15 protein-coding genes are annotated in these 18,750 nt (G+C 23.6%); 4 read left to right on the forward strand and 11 right to left on the reverse strand.

Annotated elements, in window-relative coordinates:
- Positions 1–265: 265 nt before the first annotated feature.
- Complete coding sequence (locus ASKIR_RS06460) at positions 266–4,612, reverse strand: relaxase/mobilization nuclease domain-containing protein (RefSeq protein ID WP_115588287.1); 4,347 nt, start codon at positions 4,610–4,612, stop codon at positions 266–268.
- A gap of 313 nt (positions 4,613–4,925) precedes the next feature.
- Between ASKIR_RS06460 and ASKIR_RS06465 the strand changes: the two genes are divergently transcribed.
- Positions 4,926–6,017 (forward strand): DNA cytosine methyltransferase, encoded by a 1,092-nt coding sequence (locus ASKIR_RS06465; protein WP_115588286.1) that lies wholly within the window; start codon positions 4,926–4,928, stop codon positions 6,015–6,017.
- Here ASKIR_RS06465 and ASKIR_RS06470 read toward each other — a convergent pair.
- Genes ASKIR_RS06470 through ASKIR_RS06515 form a run of 10 tightly spaced genes read right to left on the reverse strand, consistent with a single transcriptional unit; the run spans position 6,000 to position 17,488 of the window.
- Positions 6,000–6,761 carry a hypothetical protein gene (locus ASKIR_RS06470; protein ID WP_115588285.1) on the reverse strand — a complete coding sequence of 254 codons (762 nt, stop codon included), beginning with the start codon at positions 6,759–6,761 and terminating at the stop codon, positions 6,000–6,002. The two genes, ASKIR_RS06465 and ASKIR_RS06470, sit on opposite strands and share 18 nt — an antisense overlap.
- Positions 6,751–7,881: a phospholipase D-like domain-containing protein gene (locus ASKIR_RS06475; protein WP_206731236.1), complete on the reverse strand. Its 1,131-nt coding sequence runs from the start codon at positions 7,879–7,881 to the stop codon at positions 6,751–6,753. Before ASKIR_RS06475 ends, ASKIR_RS06470 begins: the two co-directional genes overlap by 11 nt.
- Positions 7,882–7,891: 10 nt before the next feature.
- On the reverse strand, positions 7,892–10,363 hold the full coding sequence (locus tag ASKIR_RS06480; protein WP_115588283.1) for a P-loop NTPase fold protein: 2,472 nt from the start codon (positions 10,361–10,363) through the stop codon (positions 7,892–7,894).
- Positions 10,364–10,379: 16 nt separating this feature from the next.
- Entirely contained in the window at positions 10,380–10,895 is a 516-nt protein-coding gene (locus ASKIR_RS06485) for a DUF3820 family protein (protein ID WP_115588282.1), read from the reverse strand.
- Between the two features lie 13 nt (positions 10,896–10,908).
- The gene (locus ASKIR_RS06490; protein WP_115588281.1) at positions 10,909–11,502 is read right to left on the reverse strand and encodes a hypothetical protein; all 594 of its coding nucleotides are present in this window, start codon (positions 11,500–11,502) and stop codon (positions 10,909–10,911) included.
- Between the two features lie 20 nt (positions 11,503–11,522).
- The gene (locus ASKIR_RS06495; protein WP_115588280.1) at positions 11,523–12,608 is read right to left on the reverse strand and encodes a hypothetical protein; all 1,086 of its coding nucleotides are present in this window, start codon (positions 12,606–12,608) and stop codon (positions 11,523–11,525) included.
- 9 nt (positions 12,609–12,617) lie between these two features.
- Complete coding sequence (locus tag ASKIR_RS06500; protein WP_115588279.1) at positions 12,618–14,327, reverse strand: AAA family ATPase; 1,710 nt, start codon at positions 14,325–14,327, stop codon at positions 12,618–12,620.
- A gap of 18 nt (positions 14,328–14,345) precedes the next feature.
- The gene (locus ASKIR_RS06505) at positions 14,346–16,058 is read right to left on the reverse strand and encodes a hypothetical protein (RefSeq protein WP_115588278.1); all 1,713 of its coding nucleotides are present in this window, start codon (positions 16,056–16,058) and stop codon (positions 14,346–14,348) included.
- 1 nt (position 16,059) lies between these two features.
- Positions 16,060–17,106 (reverse strand): dsDNA nuclease domain-containing protein, encoded by a 1,047-nt coding sequence (locus ASKIR_RS06510; RefSeq protein WP_164966865.1) that lies wholly within the window; start codon positions 17,104–17,106, stop codon positions 16,060–16,062.
- 28 nt (positions 17,107–17,134) lie between these two features.
- Positions 17,135–17,488 (reverse strand): helix-turn-helix domain-containing protein, encoded by a 354-nt coding sequence (locus tag ASKIR_RS06515; protein WP_115588276.1) that lies wholly within the window; start codon positions 17,486–17,488, stop codon positions 17,135–17,137.
- Between the two features lie 597 nt (positions 17,489–18,085).
- Between ASKIR_RS06515 and ASKIR_RS06520 the strand changes: the two genes are divergently transcribed.
- The 3 genes from ASKIR_RS06520 to ASKIR_RS06530 are packed head-to-tail and all read left to right on the forward strand — an operon-like array spanning position 18,086 to position 18,750.
- Complete coding sequence (locus tag ASKIR_RS06520; protein ID WP_115588275.1) at positions 18,086–18,325, forward strand: hypothetical protein; 240 nt, start codon at positions 18,086–18,088, stop codon at positions 18,323–18,325.
- Between the two features lies 1 nt (position 18,326).
- Positions 18,327–18,557: a hypothetical protein gene (locus tag ASKIR_RS06525; RefSeq protein ID WP_115588274.1), complete on the forward strand. Its 231-nt coding sequence runs from the start codon at positions 18,327–18,329 to the stop codon at positions 18,555–18,557.
- Position 18,558: 1 nt separating this feature from the next.
- Complete coding sequence (locus ASKIR_RS06530; RefSeq protein ID WP_066247005.1) at positions 18,559–18,750, forward strand: helix-turn-helix domain-containing protein; 192 nt, start codon at positions 18,559–18,561, stop codon at positions 18,748–18,750.

Below are 18,750 nucleotides of genomic sequence, written 5' to 3' on the forward strand. Positions count from 1 at the left end.
TTACTTGCTTTACAAACATATAGTGGTATTTTTTAACTGCCAAAGGAGGAATTAATTCAAAGTAACCCCAAAAGGGGCAAGGCTTAGTAAGCCTTGATTATTATTATAAAAAATAGTATAATTACAATGAAAATAATTCGAGACAAATATCTCACCTCTTTTCGAGAGGTAGAATTTTTGCCAGAGGTTGCAGCCTTTGGCAAAACCTCACAAAAAATTATATCCAAATCCAATTTATTTTAGAAAAACAAAATTTATTAAAACTCTATGTCAATTCTATTCCTTTAGATAGAACTTTATCAATCTTTTTAAGCTGCTCTTTTATCACAACAGAGCTTTTTGCTCTATCAAATATTCCAAGTTCTTTATTAATCACTTTTAAGCTTTTTTCTAATGTATATTTGTAGTTTTCCAATGTAGTATTTAAACTTTTTTTATCTTCTTTTAATTCATTTTTTAAAAATACTTTTTTAAATTCTTCATAGTCAATATTAAAATTGTTTTGTTTTTTACACTCCTTTACATAGGCATCATCAAGTTTTTTGGGATTATCACTAAAGTTTTTTAAACCTTCATTGATATATTTATTTTCAAATTCAACATCTTTGTTTTTTTGAATCAATAAAGAATTATCAAGTATAACTTCTGCATCTTTTGATAGTTTTGCTATGTTTTCTATAAAATCTTTTTTTAGATTTTTTAATATTTTTTTATGATCAATCTTTTCAATAATAGATACTTTACTTTTATCAACTTCATCAAAAGATTTTTCAATAGCATTTGCTTGAGATAATAAACTTGTTAATCCAGCTTGAGCTTGTAGCATCTTACTACTTGTAGATTTAACTGTAAAATATCCTATCTCACTATTTTCTAAAGCTTTTAAATGTTTTAAGTTATATAGATTTAAGTCATCCTCTTTTATAAGATTTAAATCTTTTTCTTTAAAAAAATCACTTTTTTCAAGTGTAAAAGCTTTTATATTTTTAATATTATTAGTTATATTGATTTCTTGTTCACCAGGTATGATAAGTTTAAAATCTTTTTTATAGATATTATTCTTCTCAAAATCTACAAAATCAATTTTTACAGTTTTATCACTTATTTGCGTATCTTTAAAATTTTTAAATTTCTCTGGAATCATTCCATATTTTGATAATCTTCCAGTTGTAATATTACCTTTTTCAAATGATTTAGTTAATTCATTTTTTGCAAGTTCTGGAAATTTTTTTAATAATTCATTAAATTCTTTTAGCAGCTCTATATTGTTTTTTAAATCTATTTTTTTATTTGTAAAATCATCTTTTGATATATTTTTAAATTGTGTAGGTTTTATTCCTATTAGTTCTAGCTTTTCAAAGCTAATCTCTTGTTTATTTATGGCTTCAGTTAATATATTTTTTGAAAAATCTGGAAATGATTTTGTAAATTCTTCAAACTCTTTTTTCATATCTTGAGAGCTAGAAAAATCAAAAACTTTATATGAAATCTCTTTTGTATATTTTTCTAAATTATTTGTATCTACTCCTAAAAACTTTGCATCATTTATAGATAGATTTGGATTTGTTTTATTTATATACCTTTTAATCTCTTCTAATTTTTGTAGTATTTTATCATCTTGTGTTAATTTCTCTTTTTCATTTATTTTTTGTCTAAATTTTTCTGCGTTTTTCTCAATTGTTATAGCTTTATTAAAATCAAATATTTCACCTGGTGCAATTTCAATATCTTTTTTATCTTCTACTTCAAAATCAATTTCCACTTTATCAAATGGATGTTCAAATTTAACTGTCTCTATATCTATTTTTTTTGTATTTGATATTGGTAACTCTTCACCAAATTCAGAAGATATAATATATTCTTTATCTCTAAGCTCTATTTCAAAATCAATTTTGTTTTTTATAATATCCATTTCATCAAAGTTTTGTGAATGTATATCTATAGCATTTTCATAATATGATTTTAAAGCCAATCTATCAAACTCATCTAAAGAGTTTAATAATTTATTTGCACTTACAAATTGTCCCGTATCTAATAGATGTTTAATATTATTGAAGTTCTCTAATTTTTCTTTATTTTCATTAAATTCTATTTTAAATTCATCGCAAAGCTTCTCAAAATTATCAAGAGACTTAAAATATGATTCAAGTTCATGTTCATTTTCTGGCATCTCTTTTTGTAAAGCATACTCTGTTTTTAATTTATCTATATAAATATTTACAAACTCTTTTTGATAGTCTTTATTTTGAACTTCAATAATCAATTTAAGAGATTCTAAATCATAGCTTTCTCTATTCTCTCCTAATTTTTCCCAAAGAGAAATATTTACCTCTCTTGGTGAAATATTTAAAATTTCTCCATAAGCTTTTACTGTAATAGAGCTATCAACTTTATATAAGTTTTGTAATTCATCAAAGCTATTTAGATCTTTATTTTCTATAGCTTTTTGTGAAGCTGTTGAATATTTATCAAAATATTTATCATCTTTAAGATTTTGAATATCTAAACTTTTTAATTTTATTATCTCTTGTTTATAATCAATATCTATATTTTTAGATAATTTTTCTAAATCTAACTTTTCTAAATCAATATTTTCAATTACAAATATAGATCCATCTTCTTTTTTTAGTTCAAACTTTTCAAGTTTTGGAAGATTTGAAGTATTTATTCCTAAAAATTGTGCATCTTTTATACTTAAAGATGGGAAATCACTCTCCAATCTTTTTTTGATATTTAATAGCTTTTCTTGTTGTTTATAGCAATGTGTAGCTGAAATATGATTATTTGTAAGCTCAATATCTACAGCTTGAATTAAGCTATCAATACCTTTTGAAATAGCTAATGCTTTTTTTGATTTATTTAAATATTCATTAATACCATTTTCTTTAAATTCAATATCTTTTAAATTTATATTTAATAGGTCAATATTTTCAACTATAGAGCTTTTTTCTATCTCTTCTACTACAAACTCTTTTTTTGTACTTAAATCACTAGCTAAAATTTTCTCTTTATATTTAATCTCTTTTTCATATGTTATAAGATTTGTTGTATCTATTCCTAAATATTTAGCATTTTTTACACTTAATGATGGAAAATCTGAAATAAGTTTTTCTTGAATTTTAGTAATTCTTTTTTGTAAAAAATTGTATTGGTTTTCTGATATATTCTTTTTTTGTTTATCTAATTGTTTTGTAATATTTATTAAAGTTTTCGATATCTTATTTGCTTTTTGTCTAAGAATTATTTCATCTTTTAATTTACTATTATCCTGGTTTAAATTTATATTTTTTAAATCCAATGATTTTAAATCTACCATTTCTATTTCATAGCTTTTATCAACTTCTTCATAAATATCTTTAGAAGCTTTTATATCGCTAACTAATACTTTTTCTTTATGTGATATTTTTTTAGTAAAGGTTATAAGATTTGATGTGTCTATTCCTAAAAACTCTGCATCTTTTACACTCAAAGATGGAAAATCACTCTCAAGTTTTTCTTTAATTTTTATTAGTTTCTCTTCAATTTTTAAACCAGCTTCTTTTTTTACAGATTGATATGATTCTATATTTCTTTCTAAAAGTTCAACTAAAGTCAAATTTCTTTTTTGATACTGTTCTACTTTATCAAGAGTCTTATCTTTAAAATTTTGAACCATCTGTTTAAGTTGCTCTGCTTCTTGATTTTTTCTTGCTAAATCTAGAGCTTTCATAAGCTCTCTATGTTCAATATTTAATTTTGTTTTTTCAGATATAGATATTCTAGATTTTTTAATTTGCTCTTTTACTCTCATAAGTTCCATCTGCAAATAAGCAGAATATTGTCTTATATTTTTATCTTCAAACTTCCAATCTTTTTCTTGAAGTTTTGCTTGATACCACTCTATTTTTTCTTTTATTCCTTTATAGTTTTTATCTTTATCTCCAAAAAGTCTTTTTCTAATATCTTCAAGATGTTTATTTGGATCATCTTTTCTTAGTGTTACAACTTGCTCTAAACCATTTTTTTGCATCTCTATTGCAAATTGTTCTCTAAGATGTTCTAAATCGTTTGGATTCAATTCTAGTTTTCTATTTTTCCAAACTCCTTTTTTAATTTCCATCATTATAGGTCTATTTTTTATTACTACATGAATGTGAGGATGTTGCGTATCTATATGAGCTACAAATGTATAGCTAAAACCTTTATCAAAGAATTCTCTTCTTAAAAACTCTCTAGCTACATTTTCTAATATCTCTTTGTTTTTTTCATTTGGTTCTATGTCTGCTGATAACATCATATGAGTGCTATCTCTATTTTTTCTTTTTGAATCTTCATTTATCTCATCAAAATCTTCTGCCCACTCATTTACAAGTCCAGCAATAGCATCTTTGCCTTTTATTTTTAAACCATTTTCATCTTCTAGCTCTAATTCATTCTCTTTTCCAGCTCTTGCAATATATTCTAAAGTATTTCTTGTTTCTTTTGCACCTTCTCTATATCCAATAATTTTAACAACAGATTGTGGATTTTTTGAGATTAAGGCTTTTACATAATTGTAATTGTTATATCTTAGAGTAGGTAGATCTTTTTCTTCTTTTGCTCTCCACCTGTGCTTATCAATTTCTTCAATCATTTTTGGAATCTTTATAAAGTAAAATAGCTTGACAAATTAATATCAAGCTATTTTAAGAAAGCCTTGCCAAGCTCTATAAGTTTATATGATTTGAATAAGAATGTAAATAAAAGAAAAAGCCATAAAAAAGGCTTAAAAAGTGTCTTTATTGTCTTTATTTGTAGTTATTTTATGTATTTATAGTTATTGTTTTTATTTAGCTTAAAAAACAAATTAAGAAATATAAAATATGTATATTATTTTTTATTTCAATTCAGCAAAATCGCAGCTTGGGAATAGTAAAATTCACAAAAATATGAAAAAGGTATAATAATTGGATTTTAAAATATTTTCTACATTTACAGGTGCTGGTGGTTTAGACATAGGATTTCATGGAGATTTTGATTTTTTAGGTAAATATTTTCCAAAATTACCATTTACTACAGAGTATGCACTTGAATATAATAAAGATGCTATTAATTCATTAGATAAAAATAAAAAATATTTTAAAAATACAAAATTACTACATAAAGATATTACTGAAAATATAGAGAAAGAAATTCTAAAGTATAAACCTAATGAATATGATATTTTTTTAGGAGGTTTTCCTTGCGTTACATTCTCTGTTGTTGGAAAACAAGAAGGAATAAAAAATGACAAAGATGGACAACTTTATGAAAGCTTTGCAAAATATGTAGAGCGATTACAACCAAAAGTTTTTATCGCTGAAAATGTAAAAGGAATATTATCAGCAAATAAAGGTGAAGCAGTAAAAATTATTAAAAAAAGATTTGAATTAGATGGATATAAATTAAAAATATTTTTAGTAAACTTCGCAGATTTTGGTGTTCCACAACTAAGAGAAAGAGTACTTTTTATTGGTATTAGAAATGATATAAAAACTGAATTTATTCCACCTGAATTTACACATAAAAATAATCATATTACTTCAAAAGAAGCTTTTAAAAATTTACCTAAAAATTGTGTCCATACTCAACATTTAAAAGTAAGTGAAAAGGTAGTAGAAAGATTAAAACTTATTCCTCAAGGAAAAAACTTTAAAGCTGTAGAAAATACTCCATATGCTGTAAAAGGTTTAATGTCAAATATTTATAGAAGATTACATGAAGATGAACCGGCATATACTGTTATTGCATCTGGTGGTGGTGGAACATGGGGATATCATTTTAAAGAAAATCGTCCTTTAACAAATAGGGAAAGAGCTAGATTACAAAGTTTTCCAGATGATTATAATTTTCAAGGAAGTACAACAGAAGTTAGAAGACAAATAGGAAATGCTGTTCCTCCAGTAGGTATTTATCCATTTGCACAAAGAATTACAAGCTTACTAAAAGGTGAAACTCCTCAATACAATCCAAACAATTGTATTAAAGAGTATGATGTAGAGTTAAAAAAGTTTATTTAAGCTTTTTACTAACTCAAAAAAATCTTTTAATTTTCCTGTTTCTTCATAGTAATTTTCTGCATCCATAGTAGTTTTACCATTTAATATTGCTCCCTTAGGAATTATTTGTTCATTTTTGATTATATTTACAAAATCATTATGTGTAATATACCCTGGTATATCATAGCTCCATTTGTACTCATTTATAATATTAAACAATCTTTCTTTATCAACTTCATTACTATATAACAATCCATTTTGTTTCATAACTGATTCAATATCTTCAGCAATCCTAACTAGGATAATATAATCATAATGGCTTGTTTCTGTTTTTTTTAAATTAGGTATATATTGAGCATTTGTATCCCAATCTTTAGTTTCTAGCAGAAGAAGATTTCCATAAAACTTTGTTGATTTAATTGAAAAAATTGTTTCACCTAAAGACAAATCAAAATCATCCCACTTCCCCAATCCATAAACATTAAAATCTGGTTGAGATAGTTGAAAGAAAGCTTCTTTATTTAGACTAAAAAACTCATTATAAATTGCTAGTTCAGCGAGTTTTCCTTGAAATGTATTTGTAAAAATTTGTCCATTTTTTCTTTTAAGTTCACCACCACTTCTATGAACTCTATGTTCACCTTGTCCATAACTCATCTCATAGGCAAAATCAAATACTTTTTGTACTGTATTTTCTTTAAAAGTTCTAATTTCTTTATAAGCTTTTTTATTAGTTACTGTAAACTCATTATTTTCAATTTTCATGGGTATCCTTAAATTCTTCAAATTTACCTGTAGAAGCAAAATCTATCTTATATTTAGTATCTGATATTTTAAATACTATAACTGAATCTATCCCTATCATATCAAGATATTTTCTATCTACTAAAGTTCCAACTGGTACTTTAAGTACATCTCTTAAAACCCATTTACCTAAAGCTTTATTTGGATTTGACATAAGACCTTTTTGTCCAGATTGACACATTTTTGCATTTAATATTTGTCCATCTGGTAATTCTAATTCAAATTTATCATAATTGTTATCAGGGAAAAATCCTTCAAACTTTTTATGTATCCATGCAGGAACTGGAATATATAATTCATCTTGGTTTCTATCTCGTCCACCTGCATTCCATTGATTTACACCACTTGCAACTCCTGGTTCTAAATCTTTTGAACTTGGAGCATATAAAGGTAAATAGATAAAAGGATAAGTACTTACTTCTTTTAAAATAGATGATTGTGAAACACTTAAATTTGCTAATACTTCAAATGGATTTTCTAAAATATCTACTTTTATATCTTCTAAGCTATCTTTACAAATAAATCTTTTATATAGAGTGCTTTTTGAAAGATTAAAAGAGTACTCATTTATCCCATCTTCAAATTGAATTGTATTTTTATTTCTAACAATCTTTTTAATGCCATCTATTTGAACTTTGTCCATAGGAAATTCATATATAGATATTAAATTATCACTTCTAGTTAAACAATGATATATTAAACTATCAACTCCATATCCTTCTAAACAGATATCTAATCTTTTATTTCTAGCTTGAGAAATAAAATCTATTATTTCCCTATCTGATTTATTTGCATATTCATTTCTAATCGCATTAAATTCTGCAACTTTTTGAAATGTTTTTCCATTTCCATGAAGAAAAGTTTTTAATCCAAATCCAATATTTTTTTTCTTTGCATCTATTGAAATATCAGATCTAGATAAATTTTCTGCTTCAAATCCTAAGCAAAATATATTTTCAGCAGCACGATAGTACAAATAAGGTGCTAAACTATCTGAAAATAGTCTTGATAAAGAGCCTGTTAGTTTCAAATATTCTATATATTTAGCTTTTAATTCTTCATCTTCAATATTATAAAACAAAATCATCCTTTTAAAATGGAGATACCATTTCTGCAAATTTAATTAAAATAATGTAATGCTCTCTATTTATTTTTTCAGTTGAAAATTCATCTAATGGTATAAATATTTCAAAATCCATATTATTTTTATAATGTTCTTTAAACTTATTTAATTTATCTTCATTTTGACTCATTACAACAAATTCAACAAGCATTTTAGGATGAAACTTTTCATATTTACTATCATCTAAAATCTCCAAAATTAAAGATTTAAAAATCAAATATCTATGAATAAACATATTTATTTTTCTTGGTGTTAATAACCCTACTTTTTTTAATATTTCTTTGATATATTGTACTTCTTCACCTTTTAATACTAAAGATTCTATATTTAATTGATTATTAACAAATAAAGGTCTTACATTTCCATCGTTTGATTGGATAATTACAGGAGGAACTCCATCAGAGCCAATTTCGCCAATAATATCTCCTGATATTTCTGCATCAATATTTAAATCATTTTCAATTAAAGGTTCTTCTATTTCAGGTATTGATTCATCATCTTCATCTAATTTATAATTTAATTTATCTGTATAAATATCAACTAATTCATCAATATCACTATTATTAAGTTGATTTAGTTTTATCCCCATTAAAAAGAATTTTTCTATATATTCTCTAGTTCCAATATTAGTAGGTAATTTTTTATTTAAATATTTATGTTCTATAGCTTTTTCTAATATTCTTTCATCTACTGCTGTTACTACTAATAATCTTGAATTAATTTCTTCATTATCAAGAACTAGTTTAAGACCATCAATAATATCTATTAGTATATTTTCATTACATCTATCTAAATCATCAATAAACAAAACTAATTTTTCTTTTTTTTCATCTATATATGCTTGAAGTAATAAACTTAGTTCTTTTTCTATCTCACTTTGAAAACCCAAATAATTTGAATAATCATTAGTTTTTCCATACATATCCATAATATTCTTTGCTGTATGACGAGATATCATATAAAATGAGTATGATTTATACATATAAATCATACCCACTATACCGATAGAACCTATTAACCAACTAAGAAAGTTTAACTTTTGATCAAAAGGTATAAAAAAAATCCATATCGCAGCCATTAATATAAACATAGAAGAAAATACTAGTTTAGTAGCACCTAACCTTTTAATATTTAATGCTAAAATTTTATAGTTTCGTTCTATATTGATAGAAGTAATTATTTTATATAACCATTGTATTCTTTTAGATTTTTCTGCCAATTTACCTTGATAATTAAGTATTTTTTTTATGAAACTATTATCTAAATATTTTATATCTTTTTCTAAATAACTTTCTAATATTTTTTGATATAAATATGCCCATGTAGCTTCTTGTCTCTGATATTTCCAAGGTTGAAATTTACAAAAATAGAACTTTTTTTCTTCATTATTTGTATTTAAAATATACTCTTTAACTTTATCAAAGAAATATGTTTTTCCTCTTCCCCACATACCAAATATTCCAATAAGAGTTGTTGTATGCTTAGAATTATAATTTATTAAATATTTAGCAAATACTTTAGCAATACTAATTACATTTAGTGCAGGTGGTAAAGTATCAATAAGTGATTTATAATTTTCCGTAGCTATTGATTGATACTCATCTTTTACCCAAGGAAATAAGCTAAATAATATATTGTTAGATATTTTTGTTATTTCTGCTGAAGCTAACATAATAGATTTTGCTTGTTCAATTGTAATTCCACTTATAGCTTGATTTTGTTCACCTTTTGTACTAGGACCAACATTTGGTACATCAAACAAATTTTCATATTTAGAAAATATTTTTCTTGTTAATACTTTATTAAAGAAATAAATAAATTGAACATCTATTGTATATGACTTATTTATTTTATTATATGGTACTTTTACAACTTTAGCTACCCCATATAAACCTTGAACATAATCAAATTTTATTTTTCCTTTATCTCCACCAGCAACTATAAATATTAAATTATCTTTTTCCACATCATTAGATAATTGAGTTAAGCCTTCAATCTGAAAAATATCATCTGTATTTTTATGTTCAAAAAAATTTACTAATTCTTTTATCCATTTTTCTTTGCTTGTTTTAATTGTAAAAAATTTTAATTGTGTAATATAATCTTTATAATTTATAAATCTTACGGTTATACTTTTAAAAAATTCTTTTGCTTTGTCTATATTTATTATATTATTAATGTCTTCATCATATGCTATCTCATATCTTACTTTATTAAATCCTGGATAAACTGATATATAATATTTATTGCCATCTAAATCTAGAAAACTTTCAAATCCTTCTGTACTACTGTAAGCATTTTCAGGATTTAGAAGTATTTCTTCATCTGGAGAATGAACATGTACACTGCATAAGACAGTATTATTATACTCAACGACTAAATAACCATCATTTGGAATAGCATCAATAGTGTCTTCTAAAAAAAAATCTTCTTCTTCCAAAATCCCCCCTACTAAATTAATTTTTTCTCTTTTTTTCCATTTCTTCTACTTCTTCATTAGCAATAAATTCACCTTTAAAATATATTCCTTCTGGTTCAATTATAGTTGTATTTTTACTTTGTTTTATTTTTTCTAAATGTTTTTGATGAGAATCATCTGATGATACATTATTATGATATTCTCTTATTGCTTGTCTTAGTTGTTCATTCATCTCTTCATCAGTTGAAATATTTCCATCTTGGTCATATATTTTACCAATAGATTCATTTGATTGATTTTTTTCAACAACTTTTAGCTCTCCATTCTTTTCAATTTCTTCTTTTGCTCTTTTTCTATATTCATTATTTGAATGATTATTTATAATCCAAAGAAGATAATCATTTGGTACTTCACTCCATTTTTTACCTTTATATTTCCCAAAATTTATGTGAGTCATAAGATATTTATTATTCCAAGAGATAATTTTTAAAATAACAGCTAAGATAATTATAATAGGTACTATAACTTTCAAATATTCAATTATTGATTCCATAATAAGTTTCTCACTAATTTAACTTTATAGCCATACCCTGCATATATACAACAGACTTATGAACTGTTTCAACTTTTGAATCTTTAACACCAACTACATGAGAAGTTGAGCTTGAGCTTGATGATAAACTTATTATTCCATCTGCTTTCAAACTAAAAGCAACTTTGATTAAATTATACTTTGCATTTTCATAATTTACTCCAGAAACTTCTATCAATCTTATTGATTGATAATCTACATTTTCAGGAACGAAATTTAATATTGCTAACTCTTTATTATATATATTTAGCATCTTATCTTCTAAGTATTCATTATAAGCTTTTCTACTTCTTTTTCCTATTGAAGTTACGAATAAATATAGATATATTAAATATCCTATAATCAAAGCACCAAATAATAGATTATATTCTGTAAAATATATTGCAACAACTATCCCAAGATAGACAAGATTATATATAGGATTAAATCCTAATAAAAAACTATTTTTAAAAGCATAATAAGTGTTATTTATCAATACACTATTTCTTATCTCTTTTGTGTCAATTTTCTTAAGATTATGCTTCTTTCTATTGTTTTGTATAATCTCTTTTTCATTTAAGTTTTCCATATTTTCTCCTTGTATTTATTTTATATTGCTCTTAAAGTTTGAGGTACTAAAACATGAGATGAGATATATTTACCTAAATCATTACAATAATCACTAATGAAACTATCATTATCTATAAAATTTATAAGTTTGTTACTATCAAAACTAATAAAATCTTTTAGTATTTTTTTAGAAAAACCTTCTAATAAAATTCCTTCTTTATAAAATTTTTCTTTTTCAATAATAGGACAAAAGTAATCTTTTAAATATGGTTTACAAATTATTTGATTATTTGTTTCATCAAATCTTGCTTTACAACTTATTCCATCCTTAAAATCAAAGTATTTTCTAAAAGAAGTGTTTTTTTGCATAATTTGATCAATTTTAAAAAATATATGAGTTTTATCAGAATATTTTTCTAAATAAAAATCTCTAGGTAAACAATTTTCTAATTCTAATACTTGTAATATATAATATCCTATTTTATAATTTAAATTATTTTGTTTTTTATACTTTTTATCTATGTCAACAACTGCTTGTGCTGTATCTCCATATTTAGTTTGAGAAGGATACCTTTTATCACTATCTAACAAACATAAACAAAAACTATCTCCTTCTGTATAAATATTTTCGTACTCTTGATTTATAGTATTACCTCCTCCTCCTCTTTTAGTGTAGATGATTTTAAATGAATTTAAATTATTTTTTGATTGATAATATTTTACAAATATTTCATAAATAGGTATATCATCACTATTTTCTCCTAAAAGAATTGTTTTTTGAATTGAAGATGTATCTAAAAATTTACAATATAAAATATTTCTATATTCGATTCCATCTTCTATATAAAGTTTCTCTTCATTTTCAACAATATTTATTATTAAATTAAAAAATAATTTAATATTTATTAAATTATTTGGTTTAGCATGATATTTGTAATGTAACAATAATTTTTTAGTATGTTCTGAAATATCATCATCATTTAGTAATTCATTTACTTTCTTAGGTGCTATACAAATAATATGTTTAGATTCATTGTATGCAATCATTATGTTGTCAAAAAATTTATAAAAATCATTAATATGACTTCTACTATCAATTAATTTATCAGTTATATTTAAAACCATTCTTATATCTCATAAAGAAGGTTGAAAGAAACCTAAAGGCCAATTTACAAGATTTCCTTCTTCATTATAATTTGCTAGTCTTATGTTAGTTGGTTGTTCTTCGGATTTTTTATCAAAAATTACTATATTTATTTGATCATGATTTATATCTTCTTCTATAATTAAATCTCCTAAAGTATTTATTATAACATCACTATGTGTTTCAATAATAATTCTTAAATCTATATTATTCTTTTTTGAATATTTTAAAACTTGAGCTAACATATTTGTAAATTTTCCCTGGAATTCTGGGTGTAAATGTAATTCTGGTTGTTCAATTACAATAATTTTTTGTATATTATTCAATCCTATTCTTCTATTAATGTCATGCCTTGTAGATGAATACCATAATTGGGTAAGAACTGGTAAAATTTGTGAATATCCAAATCCCATATCAGATAAATTTATTTCTATTCCATCAACAAGAGACACTTTGATAGAATAATGTCCTCCTAGTTTAGAAATAGTCACAAAAAAATCAAAATTCTTTTTTGTCCAATCTTGAAATTCTTTTATTTGTTTTTCACTTAAACTATCTAAAAAAGATGGTAGATTAGTCCCATTTTGATCAACCTCTTTTACTGATAAATGTTGTATCCTATAATATCTTTCTGCTGTTGCTCTTAATGGAGCTATATACTTAACATTTAAAAATGTTTGTTTAAAATAAATTGAAATAGGTAAAATAAATTTATCTATAAAATTATATAAAACTATTAAATTCTTTAATTCATGGAAATCTTTTGTATCTTTTATAAAAGTTATTTTTGATACTTTAAAAACTTCTTCATTTAATATTCTTAAAATTTCTTCATCATCAATAATTTTTATAGATTGTACTTTTGATATTATATTTTCTAATGTATTTTTCTTTTCCGAATCAATTAATTCACCTAATTTTTCTTTATCAATTTTTTCAATAATTTGCCTAAGTTCTTCAGGATTAATGTCTCCAAGAAATTTTGATATCATTTCTTCAAAATTTGATTTTTTCTTTAAAATATCTCTATTATGAATATTATATTTATTAGTTATTTTTATTATAAAATCTCTAATTTTTTCTGTAATAATTTTTTCAAATCCGATTCTATGTTCATTATTATATTTATAAAAATCAAATACAAAATCATCTCTATCAAAAAATTTAATATTATCTTTTATATTAATGATTTCTTCATTATTAATAATTAATTTACCTAATTTATTTTCAGAATGATTAATTTCTAAAATTATATTATTATTTCCAAGTCCATATTGCATCTGCTTTATAGACAATAAATCTTTTTTATCTTGTTCAAAAACAATATTAAGCTTTATATCAAAAAGTTCATTTTTTTTATATATAAAATTATTTCTATTGCTATAATCTGCTCTATAAGAATATTTTTTAACTTCATCAAAAATATTCTTATCAAATACAAACCCTAATTCATAATTATCATTATTATCTCCTTTATTAAAATTTGGTTTTATATCTTCATATGTTCCAAAATCTATATAATTACCGTAAAGTAAAATTGGACTTCTAGTTTTTTCTTCAAAACTCTGTTTTAACATTGGAAATGTTCTTAAAAAAGAACTTTTCCCTGAACTATTCCTACCAATAAGTATAGTTATAGGTTTTATATCAATATAATCCATATCTTTAAAGCTTCTAAAATTCTTAATTTTTATTTTCATGCATTTCCTTTATTTATTCTACACTTTAGTTACAATATTTTGTATTTCTAAATACAATTCTTCTATAACTTTAAAATCATCATTTTCTAACAAAGCTCTTTCTCTCTTATTTTCCCCAATATTTATAAAATTAGCATTATCTATATTATCAGAAATTGTCCACTTTTGCTTTTCCGAATCAGCTACTGTAATAAATGTTTGGGTGTCTTTTGGAGAGTATTCTTGTATAAACTTAATAATTAATTTTCTATTATCATCTTCTATATCTTCATTAAAAATTGCATCAAGTAAAAATGGCAATCTATGTACATAGGAGTTTTTTTCAATAAATTTATTAAAGGCAAAGTTATATGCTAAATATACCTTATGATTTTCAACTCCTTGTGTAGGGAATTGATAAGAATTATATAAAGTTAAGAATTTTGAAGATTCAAATAAATGTTTATTTTTAACTTCTAATATATTTAAATATCTTCTAAATAAGTTTTCAAACTCTTTATCTTTATCTAACCTACTATTTCTTAAATCATTATCTGTTTTATAGTTTTTTAGTTTTATTAAAATTTCATTAAGGCTATTTTTTGCTTGTTGTTTTTTTAAATCAATATTTTTTAATATTTCTAAATTTGATTTATTTGTTATCCAATTTTTAAAGCTAACTTCTTCTTTCTGATATTCTTGTACTACTTGATATTTCCTACTCAATTCTAATTTTGTATTTTCTATTTTTTTATACATTGAATCTATTTGACTTTGAATATCTTTGATTTTTTCATCTGCTTCTTCTATTTGAGAAAATGTGTCATTTATATCTTGATGATAATTATATATGTTTTCTAGTTTTGGATTAAGTTTATTTTCACAAACAGGACACTTACCATCTTCTGGATTTTGTTTTAATTGATTATTTTTAACTTTAGTAAGAATTTGCTTTCTAGTTTTATAATAACTTAAAGCATTTGATAATTCTAGAACTTTATCTTGAAATTTTTTTAAATCATTTTGTCCTTTTGTATATTCTTCAAGATACTTTTTTGCCTGTTCCATAAATTCTTCATCTGCAAACTTTGATACTTTAAATGAATTGTTTTTAAGTTCAAAATTTTCATAAAAATCCAACTCTTTTTTATAAGAAATTTTATCTTCTTCTAATTTTCGTTTTTCTTCTCTATTTTCTGGATTATCTATTCCCAAGTAATAATCAAGATAATCGAATTTAAAATTTTTATAATATTGCAAATTTTTGAAAGAACTTCTAAGGCTAATCCAGCCCATATCTTGAGAAACATAATAAGGTAAATACATAACTTCAATAGGAGCCGCATTAAAAACTCCATTTCCTTCAAGTTTTAACTTAAAATTAAAAAGGTTATTAATAAATTCTTTAAGTTTAATATGTTCTACAGATAAATCCGAATTAATTCCATAAAACTTTTCGATTTTTTTATCATGTTTTACATAAAAATTATTTTCATCTCTAATAAAAATATATTTACTACCATTAATAGTACAATCTAACCTAAAGATTAATTTATTATTTAAAATATCTGATAAATTATTACTCACATCATTTATTCCAATAGAATAAAGAAGGCTTTGAATTAATGTACTTTTACCAGAGGTATTTTTTCCATGAATTACATTTAAACCATCTTCAAATTTAAAATAAGAGTATTTTCTATTTCTTTCATTAATTATAATTAGACTATCAAATCTTAGTATTTTTTTCATATTATTCCTTTACAAATAGTTCAACAAAAGCTGCATATATTGTTGCTTTCAATTGAACAGGTGTTAATGTAGTATTTTCCTTATCAATAAAATTATCTAAAAGAATTTTTAATCCTTCATAATCATGAAAAAAATGTAGATTTGGTACCTCATTTTCGACAAATTTATATATTTTAATATGTTCAACTTGTTTTAAATCTTTGAATAAATCAAAACTATTGTTAAAAGAACGTGAAAATTCTTCTTGCTCATTATATGGAATATTCATTGCACTTACTATGTCATCTTTTTTACTTCTCCATAAATTAAATGCTTTTTGCTTTGTGTTAATTATATTTAAAACTTCATTTATTTGATTATTATCTATTCTCTTGCTTTTATCATTTATTGATACATTATTATTTTGATTGAAAGTTAACTCTATCTTTCTAAATAAACTTAAAATAGTTTCTACTGCTGATTGTGGTGATATTACTTTATCATTAAAAACTTCTATAAATTTACCAACTAATTGATTTTTTTGTCCATTAGCATCAGTACTTAATGGAATATATTTAAATTTTAAACACTCTAACTCTTCTATGTGTTTATTTTCAATAAAACTTTTAATCTTTTTTTTGGCTTCTTCTTTTAATTCAGAATAACTTATTAATTTTCTTCTTTCATTAGCTACTTCTTTTAAAATATCTATTTCTCGATTTGAAATAAAATGTAAATTATGAAAATATGAATCACATTTTTCAATATCATCTGTTCTCAAATCCATTCCTACATTAAGTATTTTTATAATTATTTCTTCAAAATCTTTATTTCTTATAGTCCATTTTTTAGTTGATTTTTTTGCTTGATAGGTTTCAATTTTATTAATTATTTCATCTTTATTCATATAAACAAATAAAAAATCTTCATAATGCTCTAAACATATAAAATATTTAGAATCTTTTATATCATTATACTGTTCTAATAAAATATATAAAGCACAATGTTTCTGAAATTCATATCCACTAGAGCCTTCAACTCCACTATTTGAATATTTATTCTTAGCCACTAAAGATTTCCCCCTAATAAATTAATTTTTATTTAGCTAATTCATCCTCTATTAAATCAGCTTTGATTTTATAATAGTAGTATTCTTGTCTTTTCGGTGTCAATTTTTTAATATTATCAGTTAATTCTTTTTCATAGTTAATTATCGATTTGTTAGATAAATTATCTTCTTTAATTCCAAATAATATCCAATTAGTAGATAATTGATTTTCTAATATTATTTGATGCACTATTTCAAATGTTTCAAATTGTAAGCTATTTCTTTTAATTAAACCACTAAGTGTATTTTGTGCCATGTTAAGCATTTTTGCTACATCTGAATCATTCTTTATGTCAAGACTATCTTTTAGCCTATCAATTAAATCTCTAATAATTATCTTCATTTTTATCCTAATTATCTAATAAATAGATAAATATATTGACAAGTTCTAAAAATTAGATTATAATTATCCAATTATTAGATAAACTTACATTTATTTACATTTTAATCTTTAAGGATACCAAAATATCTATAAAAAAAGGATATTTTGGATTCTTTTTTATTTGTAAGTTTATTTAGTAGATACAAAAAGTTCTTTGAAAATTTATTGTTGAAGTATTTAAATAGTAAGAGAGATAGTATCAGGGGAGTGACTAATTCCCCCTTTTATTAATATCTTAGTAACACTTTGTAGCGAATACCAAGAGTATTAAAAGTAATACTATCAATTTGAACTGCATTAAAAACTCCTTTCATTAAGAATTCCCAATTCCCTAGAGTTCACTCTTGCTAACCACCCAGCAAAAAAAAAGGTAAAGCCGTTAAGCTCTACCTTTCATACTTCTTAACTAGTGAGTAGTCATCTCACAAGAGAAATTTTAATGCTTTTTTTTGTTCAAATCGATGTAATTATAGCATATCAAATAAAAAAAGTAAACTTAATGATACTTCAACAATAAATTTTCAATTGAACTTCATATAAATGTTTAGGAAAACTATTATGAACAAAAGCAAAACTTACAATAGCCAAAAAAAGTATCTTTTAGAGAGATTCAAAAGAAATCGAAAAGATTTTTTAAACCTTGAAAAAGATATTTACAAAGAGTTTCACAACTTATCACTAAACGAAGTTTTAGAACTAAAATCACAACTTAGCAGATTGAGCTTTCAAGTTAAATATTGCGCAAAAAAACTTGAGCAACATTTTAAAATATTTATAGACTTAGAAAAAAGAGCTTGAAATGGCTGTAGAGATAAAAATTCAACTCAATGATTTTGATTATATTGTGATTAGTGATTGCTTCACAAATGGAATTGACTTTAAAATGTATAGCAAAGCCGAAGATGGAACTATAAGAAAATTTACAGATGGTATTTCAGATAGCATGAAAATATCACAAAACAATCTAAACAGCTTTATTGTAGCTCTACAAAAAATCCAACACCTTACAAATCTTGATAAAGGACTTTAATATGAATGAAAAATTACTAACTAAAGAAGAGTTAGCTGTGAGGCTAAATATCTCTGCTTATGATGTAGATAAATTAAGAAAAGACAAACAAATGCCTTTTACAAAAATAGGAAGAGCATATAGATATGACTTAGAAAAAGTCCTAAATTTTATAAAAACACTATCTTCAACTAATGAAGGAAAAGAGAAATAA

It is taken from the genome of Aliarcobacter skirrowii CCUG 10374 (assembly GCF_003544835.1).
Taxonomy (GTDB): Bacteria; Campylobacterota; Campylobacteria; order Campylobacterales; family Arcobacteraceae; genus Aliarcobacter; species Aliarcobacter skirrowii.